This is a genomic window from Corynebacterium amycolatum SK46, from assembly GCF_000173655.1.
In the GTDB taxonomy this organism is placed as follows: domain Bacteria; phylum Actinomycetota; class Actinomycetes; order Mycobacteriales; family Mycobacteriaceae; genus Corynebacterium; species Corynebacterium amycolatum_A.
Map to the genome: position 1 here is coordinate 22,880 of NZ_ABZU01000004.1, position 17,513 is coordinate 40,392.

Annotated in this window: 17 protein-coding genes; 3 read left to right on the top strand and 14 right to left on the bottom strand. The window is 59.8% G+C overall.

Annotation, left to right across the window (positions count from 1 at the left end; translation table 11 throughout):
• Nucleotides 1-68: 68 nt before the first annotated feature.
• Nucleotides 69-1,418, top strand: a complete 1,350-nt coding sequence (locus CORAM0001_RS04100) for a DUF4921 family protein (RefSeq protein ID WP_005510376.1) — start codon at nucleotides 69-71, stop codon at nucleotides 1,416-1,418.
• Nucleotides 1,419-1,463: 45 nt separating this feature from the next.
• The gene (locus CORAM0001_RS04105) at nucleotides 1,464-2,741 is read left to right on the top strand and encodes an amidohydrolase (RefSeq protein WP_005510422.1); all 1,278 of its coding nucleotides are present in this window, start codon (nucleotides 1,464-1,466) and stop codon (nucleotides 2,739-2,741) included.
• Nucleotides 2,742-2,872: 131 nt separating this feature from the next.
• On the opposite strand, the gene pyk is transcribed toward CORAM0001_RS04105, so the two are convergent.
• From pyk to hisH, 12 genes are all read right to left on the bottom strand, one after another.
• Nucleotides 2,873-4,288, bottom strand: a complete 1,416-nt coding sequence (gene pyk / locus CORAM0001_RS04110) for a pyruvate kinase (RefSeq protein ID WP_005510390.1) — start codon at nucleotides 4,286-4,288, stop codon at nucleotides 2,873-2,875.
• Nucleotides 4,289-4,321: 33 nt separating this feature from the next.
• Complete coding sequence (gene lgt / locus CORAM0001_RS04115; protein WP_050773591.1) at nucleotides 4,322-5,245, bottom strand: prolipoprotein diacylglyceryl transferase; 924 nt, start codon at nucleotides 5,243-5,245, stop codon at nucleotides 4,322-4,324.
• A gap of 7 nt (nucleotides 5,246-5,252) precedes the next feature.
• Nucleotides 5,253-6,032, bottom strand: coding sequence for a tryptophan synthase subunit alpha (gene trpA / locus CORAM0001_RS04120; protein WP_005510360.1), 780 nt, complete (start codon nucleotides 6,030-6,032; stop codon nucleotides 5,253-5,255).
• Entirely contained in the window at nucleotides 6,033-7,322 is a 1,290-nt protein-coding gene (trpB, locus tag CORAM0001_RS04125; protein ID WP_005510336.1) for a tryptophan synthase subunit beta, read from the bottom strand.
• A 148-nt stretch (nucleotides 7,323-7,470) separates the two neighbouring features.
• Nucleotides 7,471-8,277, bottom strand: a complete 807-nt coding sequence (trpC, locus tag CORAM0001_RS04130; RefSeq protein WP_005510365.1) for an indole-3-glycerol phosphate synthase TrpC — start codon at nucleotides 8,275-8,277, stop codon at nucleotides 7,471-7,473.
• Nucleotides 8,278-8,281: 4 nt separating this feature from the next.
• A complete protein-coding gene (locus CORAM0001_RS04135) occupies nucleotides 8,282-8,932 on the bottom strand; it encodes a TIGR02234 family membrane protein (protein ID WP_005510417.1) in 651 nt (216 codons plus the stop codon).
• A gap of 7 nt (nucleotides 8,933-8,939) precedes the next feature.
• Nucleotides 8,940-10,484 (bottom strand): anthranilate synthase component I, encoded by a 1,545-nt coding sequence (locus CORAM0001_RS04140; protein ID WP_005510423.1) that lies wholly within the window; start codon nucleotides 10,482-10,484, stop codon nucleotides 8,940-8,942.
• A 111-nt stretch (nucleotides 10,485-10,595) separates the two neighbouring features.
• Nucleotides 10,596-10,994, bottom strand: a complete 399-nt coding sequence (hisI, locus tag CORAM0001_RS04145; protein ID WP_005510296.1) for a phosphoribosyl-AMP cyclohydrolase — start codon at nucleotides 10,992-10,994, stop codon at nucleotides 10,596-10,598.
• On the bottom strand, nucleotides 10,991-11,767 hold the full coding sequence (gene hisF, locus CORAM0001_RS04150) for an imidazole glycerol phosphate synthase subunit HisF (RefSeq protein ID WP_005510401.1): 777 nt from the start codon (nucleotides 11,765-11,767) through the stop codon (nucleotides 10,991-10,993). The genes hisI and hisF overlap by 4 nt, the downstream gene beginning before the upstream one ends.
• Before the next feature lie 83 nt (nucleotides 11,768-11,850).
• Nucleotides 11,851-12,663 carry an inositol monophosphatase family protein gene (locus CORAM0001_RS04155; protein WP_005510274.1) on the bottom strand — a complete coding sequence of 271 codons (813 nt, stop codon included), beginning with the start codon at nucleotides 12,661-12,663 and terminating at the stop codon, nucleotides 11,851-11,853.
• A gap of 102 nt (nucleotides 12,664-12,765) precedes the next feature.
• Nucleotides 12,766-13,500: a bifunctional 1-(5-phosphoribosyl)-5-((5-phosphoribosylamino)methylideneamino)imidazole-4-carboxamide isomerase/phosphoribosylanthranilate isomerase PriA gene (gene priA, locus CORAM0001_RS04160; protein ID WP_005510322.1), complete on the bottom strand. Its 735-nt coding sequence runs from the start codon at nucleotides 13,498-13,500 to the stop codon at nucleotides 12,766-12,768.
• Between the two features lie 148 nt (nucleotides 13,501-13,648).
• On the bottom strand, nucleotides 13,649-14,347 hold the full coding sequence (gene hisH, locus CORAM0001_RS04165) for an imidazole glycerol phosphate synthase subunit HisH (protein WP_005510338.1): 699 nt from the start codon (nucleotides 14,345-14,347) through the stop codon (nucleotides 13,649-13,651).
• Between the two features lie 188 nt (nucleotides 14,348-14,535).
• On the opposite strand from hisH, the gene CORAM0001_RS04170 reads away from it, so the two are divergent.
• The gene (locus tag CORAM0001_RS04170) at nucleotides 14,536-15,159 is read left to right on the top strand and encodes an arsenate-mycothiol transferase ArsC (RefSeq protein ID WP_005510421.1); all 624 of its coding nucleotides are present in this window, start codon (nucleotides 14,536-14,538) and stop codon (nucleotides 15,157-15,159) included.
• A 2-nt stretch (nucleotides 15,160-15,161) separates the two neighbouring features.
• Here the strand turns inward: CORAM0001_RS04170 and CORAM0001_RS04175 are convergent, their stop codons facing one another.
• Both CORAM0001_RS04175 and hisB read right to left on the bottom strand, forming a co-directional pair.
• Nucleotides 15,162-16,583: an MFS transporter gene (locus CORAM0001_RS04175; protein WP_005510348.1), complete on the bottom strand. Its 1,422-nt coding sequence runs from the start codon at nucleotides 16,581-16,583 to the stop codon at nucleotides 15,162-15,164.
• Nucleotides 16,584-16,867: 284 nt separating this feature from the next.
• Nucleotides 16,868-17,506 (bottom strand): imidazoleglycerol-phosphate dehydratase HisB, encoded by a 639-nt coding sequence (hisB, locus tag CORAM0001_RS04185; protein ID WP_005510321.1) that lies wholly within the window; start codon nucleotides 17,504-17,506, stop codon nucleotides 16,868-16,870.
• Nucleotides 17,507-17,513 lie beyond the last annotated feature (7 nt).

Consider the following 17,513-nt stretch of genomic DNA (forward strand, 5'->3'; position numbering starts at 1 on the left):
CCGTCGTCAAGCGCCTGTCCCCTGCACTGCCGCGCGCCGACCGCCAGCAAAGACGTAGTGTTGGACTTATGCAGGCTTTCAGCAATCCTCTCATCACGCTTGCCGACGGCACGGTGAAGCAAGTCAATCCTTTTTCCGGCACCCAGGTGTGGACAGTCCCAGGTCGTGGCAATCGGCCATTGGGAATTAAGCACACGGATCCGCAGCCTCTGAGCGAGGAGGATTTTGGATCCCGCGACTCCTTCGGCTGGAACAACCTGCTGCAAACCCCACCGGAGAAGGCCCGTGTTGTCCTCGACGAATCGGTATTCGGCGGATATAGCACGGTGACCGGAGTACTGCCCGACCAGCTCTTCGACACCACTGCGGAGTTCCGCCGCGTGCCCAACCTGTTCGAGATCGTCTCCTATGACTATTGGTCGGAAAACTACGGCTTCGAGCCCGACCGCGAAACCCAGCAACGCATGGAGGCCTACCTCGACGACCCGAAGGGCCGCGAGCACGTTCTCAACATCATTCGCACGCGCTACCGCGCCGCTGGACGCAGCGAAGAAGAAATCAGCGCGCTTTCCGACGAGGAATTGCTGCGCCGCGCCCCAAGCTATTTCGCCGGCGGCCACGATGTGATTGTTGCCCGTCGCCACTTTGTCGACGGCGCTACTCACGATAACCAGCTGGCTTCTTCTGGCACATTGAGCGTTGCCGAGCACCGCGCACTTATCGCGTTTACCGTCGAGTCGATTGCTGACCTGTACCGACGTAACCGCTACGTGCGCTATGTGGCCGCTTTCCAAAACTGGCTGAAGCCCGCAGGCGCAAGCTTCGATCACTTGCACAAGCAGCTTGTGGCCATAGATGAGCACGGCGAGCAGCTCAAGCGCGAAGTACAGGCGGTGCGCAAGAACCCGAATATCTACAACGAATATGCAGTGGACTATGCGGCCCGCCACAACCTGGTTATCGCGGAAAACGAGCACGCGGTGGCTTTCGCAGGATTCGGACACCGCTACCCGACGCTGGAGATCTTCTCGAAGTCGGATGTCTGTGAACCGTGGCTGCAAACCCGGGCTGAGATCGACGCAATGTCGGACCTGATTCACGCCTGTCATGCCGCTGCCGGCCCCACCATTCCGTGTAACGAGGAATGGCACCACCGCCCTGTCGACTTGGATGCCCGCATGCCGTGGCGCGTAATGATTAAGTGGCGCACCTCAAACTTGGCCGGCTTTGAAGGTGGCACCAAGATTTACCTGAACACCATCTCCCCATGGGATCTGCGCGACCGCGTTGTCCCGGAGATGTACCGTTTACGGGAGACTGGAAAAATCTCGGACAGCATTCACATTGCGACCGAGTGCCAGTGCCAGCCAAACTCGCTGAAGTACAACCCGCTCGTCGAAGACAGGTCGCGGCTGTAGTTCTCTGGCACAGAGTAGAGATAGAAGTTAGGAGTCTTAATCCAGGTGAGCAACAATGAAGCACGACTGAGCCGCATTCGCGACCTCATCGCCACCCATCGAGTGCCATTGGACAGGCAGTGGGAAATCTACCGCTACCTGCACCAGCATCCGGAGCTATCTCAGGCGGAGGAGAAAACTGCCGCGTATCTGGCCGGTGCTCTTCGCGACATGGGCACTTACACAGTGCATGAGGGAATCGGTGGTCACGGCCTCGTTGGTGTCATGGAAAACGGCCCCGGCCCTACCGTGCTATTCCGCGCTGATATCGATGCGCTTCCGGTTTTCGAGGAAACAGGTGTGGACTTCGCTTCCTCTGCCACCGGTACCGCCCGCGATGGTTCTGCCACCGCCGTCATGCACGCCTGCGGCCATGACATGCACATGACGGCCGGTCTTGGTCTGGCTAGCCTGATGGCAGCAACTAAGTCTGAATGGTCGGGTACTTTCATTGCCCTGTTTCAGCCCGCCGAGGAACTGGCCTGTGGTGCACAGGCCATGATTGACGACGGCCTGGCAGACCTCATCCCCACCCCCGACGTGTGCTTCGGCCAGCACATTGTTCCCGGCCCCGCAGGTCAGGTAATGACCATGCCCGGCCCGGCACTTGCTGGCTGTGACACCATCAGCATCACGCTGACAGGTCGCTCCGCACATGGATCTATGCCTCACAACGCCATTGACCCGACGTACTTGGCTGCCGCAATCGTTCTGCGCTTGCAAGGAATTGTGGGGCGCGAGATTCCTCCCCACGAGTTTGGTGTTTTGTCCGTCGGCACGCTGCAGTCCGGCAATTCGAATAACACAATCCCCGGCCAGGCCAAGATTGTGCTGAACATTCGCTACTACTCCAACGATGTGCGCGCAAAGCTCATTGCAGGCATTGAGCGCGTTGTTCGTGGCGAGTGCCTTGCTTCCGGCACTGAGGTTGAGCCCGTGATTGAGTACTCCGATCACGGCGAAGTCACTGACAATGATCCGGAGGCGTTTGCCACGATTCGCCCGGTCATGGACGCTGTGCTCGGCGACGATTCCACCGACGCTGTGCTGTGGACCGCATCGGAGGACTTCTCAGACCTGCCGCGTGGCCTGAACTGCCCATATGTCTACTGGACAGTTGGCGCCACACCTCGGGATACGTGGGCAGACGCCGTTGCTGCCGACCGCGTGGTCGAAGACGTGCCGTCGAACCACATGCCGACATTCCTGCCGGACTTCGAGCCGACGGCGAAGTCCGCTACGTCCGCCGCCGCTGCCGCCGTGCTGTCCTACTTGGCAAAGTAAGGATTGTTTGCCGGCCGCTTGCCGGCATTGCCCCTCTCCAAGCCCCACCAAAAAGCCCAGGCTGGAAACCCCAAGCAAAAAGCCGGTAAGCCCTAAAAGGGTTTACCGGCTTTTTCAAACGTGCCAGAGAGCTAGCGAGCGTCCTCGCCAATGACGTGGACGTGAATCATGTTGGTATTGCCCTCATTTCCTGGAGGGGTACCAGCGACAACGACCAGGGTGTCACCAGCGTTGTAGTTTTCCATGGTTAAGAGCTGCTCATCGATGACCTGCATGATCTCATCGGTGCTGTTAACTTCGCGCACCAAGAAGGTCTCCGCACCCCAGGTCAGCGCAAGCTGCGAACGAACCTGCTGATTCGGAGTGAATACCAGCAGCGGCAGGCGAGAGTGCAAACGTGCCACACGGCGAGCGGTATCACCCGAGGTGGTGAAAGCAACCATAGCGCGGGCATTCAAGCGCTCACCGATATCGCGAGCTGCGTAGGAAATCACACCACGCTTCGTGCGAGGCATGTGGGTCAGCGCAGGAACTTCGCCCTCGCGCTCAGCGGCGGTGACGATGCGAGCCATGGTCTTAACCGTGGCCTGCGGGTACTTACCAATCGAGGTCTCACCCGAGAGCATCACGGCATCTGCGCCATCGAGCACAGCGTTGGCCACGTCGGAGGCCTCCGCACGAGTCGGGCGCGAGTTCGAAATCATGGAGTCGAGCATCTGGGTGGCCACGATGACCGGCTTGGCGTTCTCTCGGGCAATCTGAATAGCGCGCTTCTGAACCAGCGGAACATCTTCCAGCGGCACCTCAACACCGAGATCACCACGGGCAACCATCACGGCATCGAAGGCCAGGATGATGGCCTCGAGAGACTCGACTGCCTCTGGCTTCTCCAGCTTGGCGATAATCGGGACACGACGGCCAACCTCATCCATGACCGCATGGACCAGTTCGACGTCGGAAGGCGAACGGACGAAGGACAGCGCAATGAAGTCGACTCCCAGCTTCAGAGCGAAGCGCAGGTCGGCGATATCCTTCTCCGACAGAGCCGGTACCGAGATGTTCATCCCCGGCAGGGAAACACCCTTGTTGTTCGAGACCGGACCGCCCTCGATGACGCGGCACACCACATCATTGCCATCTACCTCGATGCACTCCAGGCCCACCTTGCCATCGTCGACAAGCAGGCGATCTCCCGGACGGGCATCGTCAGCGAGATTCTTGTATGTGGTGGAGACTCGGTCGTGCGTGCCTTCGACATCGTCGACGGTGATGCGCACAATCTCGCCGTCAGCCCAATACGTCGAGCCTTCCTTAAAACGACCGAGGCGAATCTTTGGTCCCTGCAAATCGGCGAGAATACCGACGGCATGTCCCGTAGCGTCGGATGCTTCACGCACCCAGCGGTAGTTCTGAGCGTGGTCCTCATGCTCACCGTGAGAGAAATTCAGACGGGCAACATCCATGCCGGCGTTGACCAACCCGGTAATCCCCTCCAGCGAAGCAACTGCTGGACCGAGGGTACATACAATCTTCGTTCGTCTAAGCACGGCCTCCAGCCTAGTCCCTTAACGGGCTGTGCGTCAGTTGGAAACACTGTGCGCTTCAGCCGCCTCGCGCTCTCCCCTGACTTCAGCTGCGGTTTCACGGCTCTTAGCCCGTAGAATCCACAAAGCAATTACAGCGCAGGAAAAGACCACGAGCGACGTGATGTTATTAATACGCACACCGAATATCAGCGTTGCGTCATCGACGCGCATGAGTTCAATGAAGAAACGCCCCAAAGTGTAGGCCGCGACATAGAGCGCAAAGACGCGTCCGCCGCCCATCTTGAACTTTCGGTCCGCCCAGACAATGACCAAACAGGCGAGGACGTTCCACACCATCTCGTAGAGAAACGTTGGATGCACCACGGCCAGCACTTCGCCTGTCGACGTTCCGGTAACAGGGGCAACCCGGCCAAACTCATCAACTCGTTGGTAAATTTCCAGGCCCCACGGAAGTGACGTTGGGCCACCGTAGAGTTCCTGGTTGAACCAATTGCCCAGACGCCCAATGGCCTGTCCAAGGATGATTGCGGGTGCAGCCGCGTCAAGAACTGGCGCAAACGGCACCTTCCGCCACTTAGCGACCGCCCACGCGGCCAGCACCCCCAGCGCCACCGCTCCCCAGATGCCGAGGCCACCATTGGTGATTTTCAGTGCATCGACGGGATTGGCGCCGGGGCCGAAGTACTTTTCCCAGTCGGTGGCGACGTGGTAGAGACGGCCGCCGATAATGCCCGCAGGAATAACCGCAATAGCAATGTCGAGGACCAGCTCCGGGTCTCCACCCCTGGCCGCGTAGCGGCGCTGCATCCAGTAAATGCCGACGAGTACGCCAACCAAGATGGAAATCGCGTAACCGCGCAGTGGTAGCGGCCCTAACTGCCACACCCCCTGCGGCGGAGAGGGAATGTTGGCCAGATACGTGGTTGCAGTCTCAGCGAGAACAAGGGTGGAACTCATAAATGCGCTAGCTCTCTCCTCGTACGCCCGCGGCGAGTTCACGGGCGAGCGTTACCAGGTCATCGGTGCTCTTCATCGCGGCCTTGATCAGTGCCGAGCCAACGATTACGCCATCTGCAAACTCGGCAATCTCCGCGGCCTGTTCTCCATTGGAGACACCCAAACCGACGCACACCGGTGTATCGGTGACCTCGCGCGTGCGGGCAACCAACTTGCCTGCGGCCGAGTCGACGCTGGCCTGGGCACCTGTGACACCCATGTGGCTGGTGGCGTAGACGAAGCCGGTCGACGCAGTGGCAGTTAGCTGCAGACGCTCGTTGGTCGATGACGGGGCCACCAGCATGATGTTGGACAGACCATTGGCCTCAGCTGCACGCTGCCATTGGCCGGCCTCCTCCGGGATGAGATCCGGGATAATGGTGCCACGACCACCAGCGGCGGCCAAGTCCTCGGCGAAACGCTCCGGTCCATACTGGAGAATCGGATTCCAGTAGCTCATGACCACACAGGTACCGCCGTGCTCGGTGACTTCGCGGACCACACGCATAATCTCACGGGTGCGGAAGCCCGCATCCAGAGCCACGTTGGCGGCATCCTGAATGGTTGGGCCATCCATCATCGGGTCGGAGAAAGGCAGGCCAACCTCGATGATGTCGGCGCCAGCGTCGACAATCGCCTTGATGTTCTCAATCGACTTATCGGTGGTCGGGAAACCCGCTGGGTAATAGCCGATAAATGCTGCGCGGTTGTCCTCACGGACCTTGTCAAAGACGTCACTCAGACTCATTTAGGACTCCTCCATCAGATCAAACCACTTAGCAGCGGTGTCGACATCCTTGTCACCGCGACCGGAAACATTGACAATAATCAGCGGCTTACGGCCCAGCTCTTCATTCAGATCACCGCTGATGAGTCGGGCGGCAGCCACCGCGTGTGCGGACTCGATAGCGGGCAAGATGCCCTCCATCCGAGTCAGATCCTGGAATGCCTGCATCGCCTGGGTATCGGTCACCGGCAGGTAGGACGCGCGATCAATATCAGCCAGGTAAGAGTGCTCCGGACCCACGCCCGGGTAATCCAGACCGGCGGAAATCGAGTGGGACTCCGTAATCTGGCCATCCTCGTTCTGCATCAGGGCGGCGAAGGAGCCCTGGAACACACCCGGATTACCGGCGGCCGAAATCGGTGCTGCATGGCGACCGGTCTCAACACCATCACCGCCAGCTTCAGCGCCAATCAGGCGAACCGATTCATCATCGATGAAGTGGTGGAACGCGCCGATTGCATTAGAACCGCCGCCAACACAGGCCACGACAGCGTCGGGAAGCGAGCCGGTCTCCGCGAGAATCTGCTGGCGTGCCTCGGCGCTGATGATGCGCTGGAAGTCGCGCACCATTGTTGGGAACGGGTGCGGGCCGGCTGCAGTGCCGAAGCAGTAGTAGGTGTCATCGGCGTGTGAAACCCAAAAACGCATGGCCTCATTGATCGCGTCCTTGAGAGTCTTCGAGCCAATCTCGACCTCAATAACCTCGGCACCAAGCAGTCGCATGCGGGCGATATTGAGGCGCTGGCGGATTGCGTCGACCTTGCCCATGTAAATACGGCAGTTAAGGCCGAGCAGCGCACAGGCAGTCGCGGTTGCGACACCGTGCTGGCCGGCCCCGGTCTCGGCAATGATGTTCTTTTTGCCCATGCGCTTAGCAAGCAGAACCTGACCCAAGACGTTATTAATCTTGTGGCTACCGGTGTGGTTCAAATCCTCGCGCTTGAGCCAGACGTCAGCGCCGATATCAGCAGAGAACTTCTCCGCGTAGTACAGCGGGGAGGGACGTCCGACATAAGTACGCTGAAGCCGGTCGAGCTCATCGAGAAAATCCTGATCAACGCGAGCCTTCGCGTAGCCATCGGTGACCTCACCGATAACGGCCATCAGCGCCTCCGGCACAAACTGGCCGCCCCACTTACCCCAGTGCCCAATGGCATCTGACTCGTGGTTCGTTGTCTCCGCGATAACCTCACCCATCGTGGGCAGGCGGTCACCGCGGGCATCATGATTCTTGAAATCTTGGTCACTCACAGTTATCTATTGTGGACTATCCCCACGCGTTGCGGGGACATAAGGCCTAAGAAACTGTGGCGTGCCAGCACAACAGATGTGGCTGGAAACCAAAAGAGGCGAAATTCACGGTGCGAGAAAGCTGCTACATCGCAACCGCGGGCTATCACTACTCGCTGCGGAGTGTCGGGTGGACACCGGCGGCAACGAGACGTCGGCAAGCCTCACCCGGCTTGCCCGCGGTAACCAGGCCCTCGCCCACCAGCACCGCGTCGGCGCCGTGGGAGGCGTAGTAGCGCAGTTCCTCCGGCCCCTTGACACCGGACTCTGCCACCTTCACAACATGATCCGGCAACATCGGCGCAAGGCGTTCGTACACGGAGAGGTCCACGTCGAGCGTCTTTAGATTGCGGGCGTTGATGCCGAGGATCTTGGCACCAGCGGCCTCAGCACGCTCAACCTCTTCTGCGGTGTGCGCCTCAACCAGAGCGTTCATGCCGAGCGACTCGGTGCGATCCAGCAGGGATTCCAGCGTCGGCTGATCCAAAGCGGAGCACATCAGCAGCACCAGGTCGGCACCGTGTGCGCGGGCCTCATGGACCTGGTACGGAGTGACGATGAAGTCCTTGCGCAGCACCGGAATGTTCACCGCGCGGCGCACGGCATCGAGGTCGGCGAGCGAACCGCGGAAGCGGCGCTCCTCAGTCAGACAGGAAATGACAGCCGCGCCACCCTGCTCGTACTCTGCCGCCAAAACGTCCGGTGAAGGGATGTCAGCCAGCTCTCCCTTCGACGGAGAGGCACGCTTGACCTCTGCAATCACCTGCACCCCGGGCTTAGCCAGTGCCGCCACGGCATCAATTGGCGAAGGCGCCTTCAGCGAGAGTTCCTTAATCTCACCGTAGGAAATCTTGGCTTCCCGAACAGCGAGATCTTCCCGCACGCCCTCAATAATCTTGTCCAGAACGTTGGCCACAGCCTTACTCCTTATCCAGATCCGTAGGATCTACACCCGCATCCAAAGCATCCCACAGAACTCGACCCGACTGCGGGTCTTCCTCCAGATCCTCAGCGATACGCTGACGGCGTACCTCCGGGGTCTCATACGCGCTGGACTTCTGCTTCTTCACAGTACCCGGTCGACGCACCAACAATACCGCCCCGACCAGCGCCAATGCGCAGCACAGCAAGGCCAGGGCTGGCCCCATCGCGTGCACTTCAATCGCTGAGATCTGCGCCCAGTCTGCCACAGTCACCGCATCACTGGCGCGCTGTGTGGCGCTTCCCGACGTCAACAAATCCAGTGCCCGCTGGGAATCCACGCCCTCTTCTCCCCTGGCAAGCAGAGTCATCGGAGTCCACGACGCCGCAATTGCGAGCAGCGCCGCGAGACCACCGACAATCCGGCGCCCCATTGACCCCAAAATGGTGGTGGCAAACAGTGCAGCCACCATTGCCAGCGCAATCGACGTCAACTCTGGAGCCCAGACTGCGCCCACCAGATCTGTGGTCGCCGGACCGGACTTGTCATCAACAGTATCGACCGTCAGCCACGCACTTCGGCTGCACAACCACATTCCCGCTGCGGCCACACCAATGAGGCCACCGGAGAGCATCGTTGTCGACTTCATCGAAAACCTAGCTCCTTTCCGCTGGGACTAGTGTCTCAGCTGCCGCGACAGCTCGCAGCACAGCCGCGGCCTTGTTGCGGGTCTCTTCATCCTCGGCAACTGGGTCAGAATCACTGACAATTCCGCCGCCGGCCTGAACATAGACCGTATCGCCCTTCTTCACGCCCGTGCGGATGGCAATTGCCTGATCTGTATTGCCCCGGAAGTCAAAGTATCCAACAGTGCCGCCATAAACACCTCGACGCGTGTCTTCGAACTTGTCGATAATGCTCAGCGCAGATGGCTTCGGCGCACCCGACAGCGTTCCCGCTGGGAAGGTTGCCGCGAAAGCGTCGACGGCCGTGGCATCGCTGGAAAGCTCGCCAGTGACCGTAGAGACCAGATGCATTACGTGACTGTAGCGCTCAATATGACGGAAGTCGTGCACAACAACACTGCCTGGGCGGCAGACACGTCCGAGATCATTGCGGCCAAGGTCGACGAGCATCAGATGCTCACTATTTTCCTTCTCGTCTGCCAGCAAATCAGCTTCCAGCGCATTGTCCTGCTCCACCGTGGCACCGCGCGGACGTGTGCCCGCGATGGGGTTGGTGATGACCTCACTGCCCTGAACTGCCACGAGTGATTCCGGGGAGGAACCGACAATTTGGAAAGCGGTATCGGAGAAGTCCTTGGTTGGCACGTTGACCAGGAACATGTATGGCGATGGATTGGAAACCCGCAGGATGCGGTAGATATCAAAAGCGGAGGCCTGCGTGTCCATCTCGAACCGCTGCGAGAGCACAATCTGGAACGCATCGCCAGCGCGGATGTGATCCTTGCAACGCTCAATACGATCCATGTGGTCCTCGGCGGCGCGCTGGCGCCGAATCACCGGCTCTGGGAAGCTAACTTCCGCCGGACGCAAATCAGAGGGCTCCGACAACCGCTCCACCATCGCATTGACACGGTCACAGGCGGTGTCATACGCCTGGTCAATCCGCTCATCCGAGCCGTCCCAGTTGACAGCATTGGAAATCAGCCACAGCACACCCTCGTGATGGTCAAAAGCAGCCAGATCCTCCACCAGCAGCTGCATGAGCTCAGGAATCTGCAAATCATTGTCAGTGGTATCCGGCAGGTGTGGCTCGATGTAGCGGACAATGTCATGCCCGAAGTAGCCGACGAGACCAGAGGTGAGCTTGGGCACCGAGGCATCGTCGGCAAGCGGGAGTTCCGTGTGCAGCAGCTCCAGCGTGCGTCGCAGAGCGTCTAAGGGATTTCCGCCCTCTGGCGCACCCGACGGCGCATTGCCAATCCAGGTCGCTTCCCCTGCATCATCCACCGTCAGCGCAGCGCGACTACCACAACCGATAAACGACCAGCGCGACCACGACTGCCCCACATCGGAGGACTCCAGCAAAAAAGTGCCGGGACGATCAGCCGCGAGCTTGCGGTATGCCGACAGCGCCGTCTCGCCGTCCGCCAACACCTTACGAACGACGGGCACTACCCGATGGTGTGCAGCCAGTTCACGAAAGCGCTCGCGCGTGGTCATGGTGATACGAGTCATAGCCGCTATTGTGCCACGCACCCCGGATTGCACATCACTTAACCCCGGGCTTCACCGTAGGTGGGCGCGCTTGACGACGAAATCCCCACCTCGGCAGCCGGGGTTGACTGCCTAGTCCTCGAACACGGGATGCACGTCAAAGCAGCTGTGCGAGCCAGTGTGGCATGCCGCGCCGTCCTGCACTACCTGCATCAGCACGGTATCGCCATCACAGTCCAACGCCAGCGATGTCACGGTCTGGAAATGGCCACTGGTCAGCCCCTTAATCCAGTACTCCGACCGGGACCGTGACCAGTAGGTGCCGCGCTTGGTAGCGATGGTGTATGCCAGTGCGTGGGAATCCATCCACGCCATCATGAGCACGCGGCCAGTGGATTCCTCCTGCACAATGGCCGGAATCAAGCCGTCAGCGTTGAACTTGGCGATGTTCGCGATATCTGCTGGGAGCGTGTACTCACGCGGATCGTCTCCGGCGCCGTGAGCTGCAGCGCCCGGGGCTAGACCAGTCACTGGCGCACCTCAATTCCCTCGCGAGCCATCTCTTCCTTAACCTCAGCAATGCTGACCTCGCCAAAGTGGAAAATGGATGCGGCCAACACCGCGTTGGCACCGGCGCGCACTGCCGGCGGGAAGTGCTCCGCTTTACCCGCACCGCCAGAGGCGATCACCGGGACGTCGACGGCAGCGCGGACTTTCTCCAGCAGCTCCAGGTCGAATCCGTCCTTGGTGCCGTCGCCGTCCATGGAGTTCAGCAGGATCTCGCCGACCCCGAGCTCTTCGCCGCGGCGTGCCCACTCGACGGCATCGATCCCAGCCGAGCGTGAACCACCGTGCGTCGTCACCTCAAAGCCCGATGGCTGCGGCGTGCCCCCCTCGGGAACGCGACGCGCATCCACCGACAGGACGACACACTGCGCGCCGAAACGACGCGACAGCTCGCTGAGCAGTTCCGGGCGTGCGATCGCAGCGGTATTGACACTGACCTTGTCGGCTCCGGCACGGAGCAGCTGATCGACATCCTCGACGCTGCGCACGCCACCGCCGACCGTCAGCGGAATGAAGACCTCACTTGCGGTGCGGCGCACCACGTCGAGCATGGTGCCACGGCCATCCTTGGAAGCGGTGACATCCAAGAAGGTCAGCTCATCAGCGCCCTCCTCGCCATAGCGGCGAGCCAGCTCCACCGGATCGCCGGCATCGCGGAGATTCTCAAAGTTAACCCCCTTGACGACCCGCCCATTGTTGACATCCAGGCAGGGAATCACGCGTACTGCCAGAGACATAGTTTTTAAGTTCTCCTCGTGTTAGCTCAAAGTTGTGGCTCGACGATTTGCGCAACCACCCAGCTCGGGGCGTCGCCCACGTTTTAGCTCCGGAAAGTCTCCGGACGACCCAATTGGTCAATAATCGACCGCAGCGTGGCATGAACATCTCGAGTTCCCGCCAGCACGCCTACGGAATCATGCCGCCAGGGATTGCCCGCCAAGTCTGTGACCACGCCACCAGCTTCGGAAATCTGCAGTACACCGGCTGCGTTATCCCACACATGCGGTGAGAAAGTCACGGTGCCACCGAATGCCCCCATAGCGGTGGAGCCCAAGTCCACGCCGACAGAGCCAGTAATTCGAATCGTCGGATAGCGTTCGCCCACCTTTGACAGCAGCAGTTGGCGCCACTTTCGTGGGAGTGTGCCGTCGGTACTCGCGATGACGGACCCGAAGGCAATCGAAACCGGGCGGCCGGCCTCGGCGTCGATGTTGACGCGACGGCCGTTGACAAATGTGCCGCCACCTTTAGCTGCGGTAATACGACGGCGCAGCAGAGGCATGGAGGTAATGCCAACCACCGGCTCCCCCTCATGCATGAGCGTGAGCAGCATGGCACACAGTGGAAAGCCGTTGGAATAGTTCGTGGTGCCGTCAATCGGATCGATGACCCAGGCGGTATGTTCCTCAGGGACTTTGCCACCGAATTCCTCGCCGTAGACGGGCAGGCCAGAATACTGCGTGAGGAGCTGGCGCAGACGACGCTCAATTTCCAGGTCGGTCTCCGTCGCGAAATCTCCGCGCGGCTTCATGACAACCGGGTCCGCGCCCACCTGCTGTGTGAACAGGCCTTCAACCTCATCGAGCGCCGCCTCAGCGATAGCGAGCATCGCCCGCGGTTCCAGGGCATCCATACTTTCTAAGTCCTTCATCCGCCGTCTCAGCCGGGGTGCCGTTCGCTCGTTAACGCTTTCGCTTGACGACGTCTCCCCGGCCCGGCCACGAAAGTGTTCTCTTTAGCCGCGAGCTATTGCCAGGGCCTCTTCCAAAGTGAAACGCCCTGCGTAGAGCGCCTTACCCACAATTGCGGAGTCAACGCCCTCATCGACCAGTGTGGCAATAGCTGCAATGTCGTCCAGACTGCTGACACCGCCGGATGCGACGATCGGAGCATCGGTAGCAGCAGCGACCTCGCGCAGCAGTTCCACATTCGGCCCCTGCAGGGTGCCGTCCTTGGAGACGTCAGTCACCACGAAACGGGATGCACCCTGAGCATCCAGGCGCTCCAGCACCTCCCAGAGGTCGCCACCGTCGGAGACCCAGCCACGGCCGCGCAGGCGCCACTGCCCCTCGTCGTTAAGAACGTCCAGTCCAATGGCCACACGATCGCCGTAGTTGGCGATAACCTCGCGACACCACTCCGGGTTCTCCAGTGCGGCGGTGCCAATATTGACGCGGGCACAACCGGTGGCCAGCGCAGCTTCGAGCGAAGCGTTGTCACGGATACCGCCGGAGAGCTCTACCTTCACGTCGAGCTTGCCCACAACGTCGGCAAGCAGGTCGTAGTTCGAACCGCGACCGAACGCGGCGTCGAGGTCGACCAGGTGGATCCACTCAGCGCCTGCGTTCTGCCAATTCATGGCAGCTTCCAGCGGTGCACCGTAGGAAGTCTCGGTTCCAGCAGCACCCTGAACAAGGCGCACAGCCTGGCCATCGGCTACGTCTACAGCGGGCAGCAGGGTCAAACTCATGGGGGCTCTACTCTCTTCGACTTTTGGGCGTGGTGGCGGTTGTCGCCACGACGCTTGTTGCTAGTTATCTCAGTATAGGTGGTCTAGGTGGCGGAATTCCGTCACCTACCAGGTAGTGCAGTTAGGGCAGATACTACCGATTGGGCAACTACAGCGTGTCCACCCAGTTCTGCAGCAGCTTCAACCCTGCTTCGCCAGACTTCTCAGGGTGGAACTGTGTGGCCCACAACGGACCGTTTTCCACGGCGGCGATAAACCGATCGGATTCGTGGGCAGACCACGTCACCAGCGGCGGAGCGATGCGAGAATCAGCGTCAAGGTCCCACTTGCGCACACCGTAGGAGTGGACGAAGTAAAAACGCTGATCTTCCAGCCCCTTAAACATCTTTGAGCCTTCCGGAACTTCAACCGTGTTCCAGCCCATGTGCGGCAGAATCGACGCCTCGAGACGCTCGACAGTACCGGGCCATTCCCCACAACCCGGGGTGCCGGTGACAGCTGCAGATGCGTCGGTCTCCGCTGCATGGATGCCGTCGGCGTACTCGACGCCGCGGTCAAAGAGCACCTGCATACCAACGCAAATTCCCATCACGGGTCGACCACCTGCGAGTCGAGAGCCAATCAGGCGCGGTCCTTGCACTCGATGCAAACCCTCCATGCATGCGGCATAGGCACCGACGCCGGGAACGAGCAGACCATCGGCCTCCATCACGGTCTTCGGATCGGCGGTCACAATAACCTCGGCGCCCGTGGTGGCCACAGCGCGCTCAGCTGAGCGCAAATTACCGGAGCCGTAATCAAGGATGGCAACGGTTGAGGTCTTCGTCGAAGGTGAGACTTGTTCCATAGTTGGACATTTTAAGGCGCTGGGAATCGATGTTTGCCACTTACCCCAAGAAAACTGCCTGGACAGGCAAAAACGCTGGTATACAACTACCGGCCACTTTGGTAAACTCAAGGTTAACAACAGGTTAACTAAGTTATTGATTTATCCCTAATACCCCTGATTACTTTTCACAGAGAGGCTCCGACGCTATGACTACCGCATCCGTTCTTAGTAAATCATTTGCCATTGTCCGCGAGGACCTTCACCGGCTCTACGGTGCAGCCTGCGATGCTGCGACTATCGATTCCATCCTCGACGATGTCATTGCAGAGCTGTCCAGCTCTGCGAAGGTGACTAACTTCCTCCCCGTCCTCGCCGAACGCGAGGCCACCGAGCGTATCAAGGCCGCGAGCGGATGCAAGGACTGCGCCCCGCGCCAAGAGATTCTCTTTGCCGATAGCCGCGGTTCCGGCCGTAGCCAGATTGCCACTGCCCTGGCCTACCACCTGGTTGGTGACGAAGTCTTTATCCGCACTATCGGCCTCAACCCAGAGGATGGCCTGAATCCGCGCATCGTCGCGGCTCTTCACGACCGTGGCGTGGACACCTCACGCCTCACCCAAAAGGCGATTACTCCCCGCGTTTCCCACCGCGCCGACGTTGTCGTACTCATGGGCATCGACGAGACACCATCAGTCCCCGGCGACCGCTACGTGGAATGGAATGTCGCGGATCCGGACAATCTCGCAGACGACGAGCTCCAGTCGCTTATCGACGATATCGAAACCCGCCTGCGGGCTCTCTTCACCGAGATGGACGTCGCCGTCGCGTAAACCTACTTCTTCTTGCGGTCCCGAACCGTCAATCGCGTCACCGCATTCTTAGCCGGACGGGCTACACGCACGGCCGCCTCCGGCGTATGGCGCTTGACCGCGTCACCCAGACGACGCAGCGTTGCGCGGGTGTTCTGGTACTCGGCAACGCGGTGCTTCCCGATGATTCGGTCGAGCACCGCACCAATGAGGCCAACTGCCAGCAGAGCTGCCGCAAAGGCAAAGACAGCCGGGTACGGACGGAGTGCGGCCGCAGCTACGGCTCCCAGAACGAACGAGCCAATACCTGTGCCCGAGTCAAAGGACATGTTCCAGAAGGCACTGGCCTCAGCAGTACGGTCACGCGGCAGGCGGGCAAACATCAACAGTAGAGCCTCATTTTGCACAATGCCGAAGCCCGCGCCGTAGAAAATGGCCGCAACCAGCAGCAGCCAGGCCGACAAATCAAAGAGAACCACACCGGACATCATCAGCAGGCCAATAAAACCACTGACCAACGCCGGAATCAGCAGAATTCCAGCCTCAGACTTACGGTCGGCGTAGATTCCTGCGAAGTAACGGAACACCATCTGCGCGCCACCGAGAACCGACAGCGACAGGCCGGCCACAACCGCACCGGAGACCGCATCAACCTCACGAGCCGCCGGAGCGAGGAACGAGGAAATGCCACCGAACCCCATGGCGATTGTGCTGATTGCAAGGGCAGGAATGGCCACCAGCTTCCAGGTAGCAACATGCTCAACTGGGCTCGGCTGCGTTGCTGCAGATCCGGGCACAGGATCGCCGACGTCTTCCTTGCCGCCCTTGCCTTCCTTCGGCGCTGGCTTAATCTTCGGGATAAAGAGTGCCATCAACGAACCGACAAGCGAGATGACGGCGCCCAAGACATAAACAGGGGTGTAAGAACCCGTCTTGTCCGCAATGATTAGTCCTAGTGGCAAGAAAATGAGCTCAGATAAACCAACTGCCACACCGAGAACGCCAGAGGCCTTACCCAGAAATTTCATTGGCACTAGCTCGGCAATCAATGCGGACTCGGCGACAGTCAACGCACCGAAGCCCATACCGCGGAGAACCGCAATGATGAGCACCAAAGCAGCATCGGTGCCAAAGATGTGCAGAATCGTCGGCAAGCCCAGAAACAGACCTGAAATCAGCATGGTCATGCCGTAGCCAAGACGGCGACACATACGTGGAGTCTGCGTCTGTGTGAGAACGGTAGCGGCCATAAAAACACCGGTGTAGGCACCGGCGAGCGAGGTTCCACCGCCATCGTCAAGAATTGCCTGCGGAATGACAGGCATGAGGAGTGACCAGCCACCGAAGGCGGCCATCACGGCGACTAGCGTAGGTACTAGTCCGGGCGCTTTCCACATGCTGTCCAGTTCGTCCAACTGCCTGCGGTCCATCACCCGGGACGCCATTTACTCCATCACTCCTATCAACCACAAAATTGCGCCGGCGAGCGCGATCACAGATAAGAGACCAAGGACAATTGTTCCGACCCTCGATCCGGATTTATAGAGTGACCATGTTCCGCCCACCAGCAGACCAGCGACAATGAACAAAAAATAAGTGCTCAGCGTCGATGCGGTAGACACCTGCGCTAAAAGCACGTCTACAGACGTTGTTACCATCGATTCCCCTAAAATGCCAGCTAAGGCAGATTTTCCGGTTTCCTACAGTGGCCGTCTACTTCAGCTGCGACCTACAGAGTGCCCTTGGTCGACGGCACACCGTGGACGCGCGGGTCGTCCTCGACGGCAGCACGCAGGGCACGGGCCACAGCCTTGTACTCAGCCTCGGTGATGTGGTGCGGATCGCGCCCGTAGAGACAGCGAACATGCAGCGCAATACGGGCATTTAGGGCGAAGGACTCAAAGAAATGCTCGTTGATAACCGTTGCGTAGTGACCACCAATGACGGCAGTCAACATCTGCTCTGGTTCGCCAGTGCCAACGAAGTACGGGCGACCAGACACATCAACCACTGCGTGTGCCAGCGTTTCATCCATCGGGATATAGCAGTCACCAAAGCGACGAATACCAGACTTGTCCCCCAACGCCTGGGCGAAGGCCTGCCCCATCACAATGCCGGTATCCTCCACCGTGTGGTGCGCATCGACCTCGGTGTCGCCGTTGGCGTGCACAGTCAGGTCGAAGCTGCCGTGGGAGCCGAAAGCGGTCAACATGTGGTCGAAGAACGGCAGACCGGTCGAAATATCGGTCTTGCCGGTGCCATCGAGATTCACCGAGCAGACGATGCTCGATTCGCGGGTGGCGCGCTCGACACGGCCAACGCGCTCAGTGCGCTCTGCCTCCAGATGGTCCTTATCACTGAAGTGCATAAGTCAG